Below are 3001 nucleotides of genomic sequence, written 5' to 3'. Positions count from 1 at the left end.
TTTGATGCGTCGTGCCGCCCGCCGTCACCGTCGTGACCCGCTTGGCCTCGTTGCCCGAAGCCCGCCAGTCGATCCGGTGCACCACCACACCGGGCGTTTCCGACGTCGTCAGCTGACCGACATTGTAATATCCCGTGCGCGCCTCGTCATAGGTGTTCGAAAGCAGGATCGGATTGGCGACGGAAGGCGACGTTACCTGCCGCTCGAGCAGCCGGCCCAACTGGTCGTAGCGCATCGTCGTGACCGTGCCGCGCGCATCGCGCTGCTCGACCAGGCGATTGGCGCCGTCATACTTGTACGACCAGTTCCCAAGGTCCGGGTCGGACACCGTCAACCGATTGCCGACCAGATCGTAGCTGTAGCTCCATTGTGCCCCGCCGATGTCCTCGACGCCGATCAGACGGCCGAACGCATCGTGGCTCAGGGTTATGGAGGATGAGGACCCCCGGCCCTGACGGCGAGACGGAAGGAACGCTGACCGCCGGCGTGGCTGACAGGGCTTCGCTCAGCGGGACGATCTGATACACCCCGCCGCGGTTGACGATGGTGGCGTTGTTGACCGCCAAGGCCGCCTCGAGAATGCCCGTAAGCGCCTCACGAGAGACCGGCGCCGACGTCTGTAGCGTGACCGTACCCGTCACACGCGGATCGAGGACATAGTTGACGCCGAGTATATCCCCGAGCACCGCCTTGGCGGCCTCTGCAATCGGTGCGTTCACCAGGTTGAGCTCAAAGCCCTGGCCGCCACCAGCCATCGCCTTGGCGGCGACCCCAGGCGCCGCACCGGACACGAAACTGCCGGAGCCAATATGGCTTGCGCCGGCAAAGCCGCTTATTCCCTGATAGGATGTGGTCAGGCTGCGCGAGGCAGCACGCTCGCCCCGAAGCGGCGAACGCTTGGCATGCAGTCCGTCGACGAGATCGGAGAATGCATCCTTGGTAGGGGACGAGTTACAGCCGGCCAACGCCAGCATCGCTATCCCTGCCCCGAACAACCAAATCCGCATCGTTCCGCCACCCTGTGTTGTGGAAGAACGATAAAGGGATGCGGTCCGGCAGACACGTCAAAGGGGGAGGTGCGCGGCGCAATTCACAGATATTCTGCCAAACAAGCCTGCACCTTTCCCTGATACCCAAAGCTATACACTCAAAAGAGAGGCGTCTTCCCAAACATCTTCATAATCATCTGCAATCGAAAATCTAAACCCAGGAGGCAGCCCTAAATACTTCTGAACAGAAGGGCACCAATCCTTAATATGCTCTGCATGCAATGGAAGAAAAAAATTGGGATCGTCCGGTATTTCCCCTCCAGCCCAAATATACCACCCAGAAACGTCCCCGTCAATCGGGTATCTAAGCCCATTAATAGGCTGAACCTTATTCTTAACATTCAAGGAAATACCGACCTTCTGATGACCCGCCACCGGTGACCACTCAGCCCCATAGCGCTTGCATATATTTTTCTGTTCTTCCTCTAGCCTCCTATTAGATTCCATGAATCTTCCTCTGCCGAACAGAGCATTGACACAACATTCCACCTATCGCATCACTTAAGGGCTTCCAAGTTTAATTTAATTAAATTTTGAATTGCCCACAATTTCTTTCTATCGTTTTCCATAATATTTTCGACATAATACTCAAGATCCCTCTGCAATTTATCGCGCCCTCCCCAAAAATCATCAAACATTATCATATCATCTACCGTCCCTGAAATTATATTAAATCCAAAAAATATATCACTAATTATCGACAAATTACCACTCTCAGAAGTTACACCAATATTATCCTTAAACCTAGCATTCATCATCCATTTTCTATTGTAATTCGAATATATATCTGAAAAAATTATACATTTATCTATATATCCGAAAGAATTCCAGAACAAAAATTTTCCCTGTTCACGTTTCATGAAAAATCTATCAATAATTTCCTCGTCCTTGAAGCCATCCTCCTCTTCAAGAAACTCCAATGTCCCTCTAACAACTCTCCAAGAATATTTACTATTTGGAATCATAATTTCTGCATCAGGAAAATCAACACTCGGAGTCTTGCGTAGAGTATACATCCCATCGATCTTAGCTGCACCGCTCTTGGCTCTATCGCCCGTGAGAACTTCTGCTTTGTCTGGCAAAAAAACGCCCGCATATTTGCGCCTATCTTCTCGACTGGAGATCATAGCTTATTCTCTCTTGATGGCATATTACTATCTCTGGAAGAGCTATCAGAGCTCTCTCGATTATTTTCCTTTGCCGGCTCTTGATCCTTTTTAGAAGAAACAACGCCGACCTCATGCGTGGTCTTCTTTCCTTTGATTCCGCGCCCCTTCTGAATTTCTAACGTTCGTGTACCCCTTGAGGTTGATCCTGGTCTATCTACTACTGTAGTTCCATCCGGAAGATCTACAGCCACACCTGGCCCAAATGTCGTACCAATTCCCCTTGGCTTTGCTGCACCAGGTAAACCTTTAACAGCCTCCATATTTTCGTCAGCTTGCTCAGGCGTGACTTCGAGGCCCTTTGTTCCTCTACCGGTTGCACCTTTTGTTACCGCATCAACAGCATCCTTCCATCCTGAGGTCTGCTCTTTACTGCCCTCATTTACTGATGGAGCTTCCTCATTATTTAGTCCAAGGGCGCGGCTAACTGTATCAGCAAACCCCTTACCGACTGACCCATTGAGTTTTCCATCATCTTGAAGGTCAGCAGCAGTGTACCCCACTGCGAGGCCGATGCCGATAACCGCAATGTCGACTCCACACAGACAGATGGAATGCCCGTTCGGATCGCTCTTATTGATTGGATCGTTCTGGGCATAGGCGTATCGGTTGGTGCCGACGCCGGGCAGGGTCGGGTCCCAGTCGTCCGGCGAGATGAAGCGGCCGAAGACCGGGTCCATGTAGCGAGCGTTGAGATAGATGAGCCCCGTCTCCGCGTCGTAGCGCTCGCCGATATAGCCCTTCTGCGTCTGGAAGCCCGTGTTCAGCCGCTCGCCATAGGCTGCG

At 52.2% G+C, this 3001-nt stretch carries 5 protein-coding genes; all 5 read right to left on the bottom strand.

Going from position 1 to position 3001, the window contains the following annotated elements:
- Positions 1–382, bottom strand: a 382-nt coding sequence (locus tag NUU27_RS25215) for an RHS repeat domain-containing protein (protein ID WP_374568162.1), incomplete at its 3' end; no start/stop codon positions are given.
- Positions 288–974, bottom strand: a complete 687-nt coding sequence (locus NUU27_RS25210; RefSeq protein ID WP_257765040.1) for a hypothetical protein — start codon at positions 972–974, stop codon at positions 288–290. The genes NUU27_RS25210 and NUU27_RS25215, both read right to left, overlap by 95 nt.
- A gap of 165 nt (positions 975–1139) precedes the next feature.
- A complete protein-coding gene (locus tag NUU27_RS25205; RefSeq protein ID WP_257765039.1) occupies positions 1140–1496 on the bottom strand; it encodes a hypothetical protein in 357 nt (118 codons plus the stop codon).
- Positions 1497–1546: 50 nt separating this feature from the next.
- Entirely contained in the window at positions 1547–2176 is a 630-nt protein-coding gene (locus tag NUU27_RS25200) for a hypothetical protein (RefSeq protein WP_257765038.1), read from the bottom strand.
- Positions 2173–3001: RHS repeat-associated core domain-containing protein (locus tag NUU27_RS25195; protein ID WP_257765037.1), on the bottom strand; the 829-nt coding region annotated here is incomplete at its 5' end. The genes NUU27_RS25200 and NUU27_RS25195, both read right to left, overlap by 4 nt.

This window comes from Nitratireductor sp. ZSWI3 (genome assembly GCF_024655565.1).
Classification (GTDB): domain Bacteria; phylum Pseudomonadota; class Alphaproteobacteria; order Rhizobiales; family Rhizobiaceae; genus Nitratireductor.
This window is presented reverse-complemented; position numbering and strand designations above follow the sequence as displayed.

What these genes read in the sequence shown, in the direction of transcription:
- NUU27_RS25210 (WP_257765040.1), bottom strand. Translation starts at nt 974, where the DNA reads ATGCTGGCGTTGGCCGGCTGTAACTCGTCCCCTACCAAGGATGCATTC.
- NUU27_RS25205 (WP_257765039.1), bottom strand. Translation starts at nt 1,496, where the DNA reads ATGGAATCTAATAGGAGGCTAGAGGAAGAACAGAAAAATATATGCAAG.
- NUU27_RS25200 (WP_257765038.1), bottom strand. Translation starts at nt 2,176, where the DNA reads ATGATCTCCAGTCGAGAAGATAGGCGCAAATATGCGGGCGTTTTTTTG.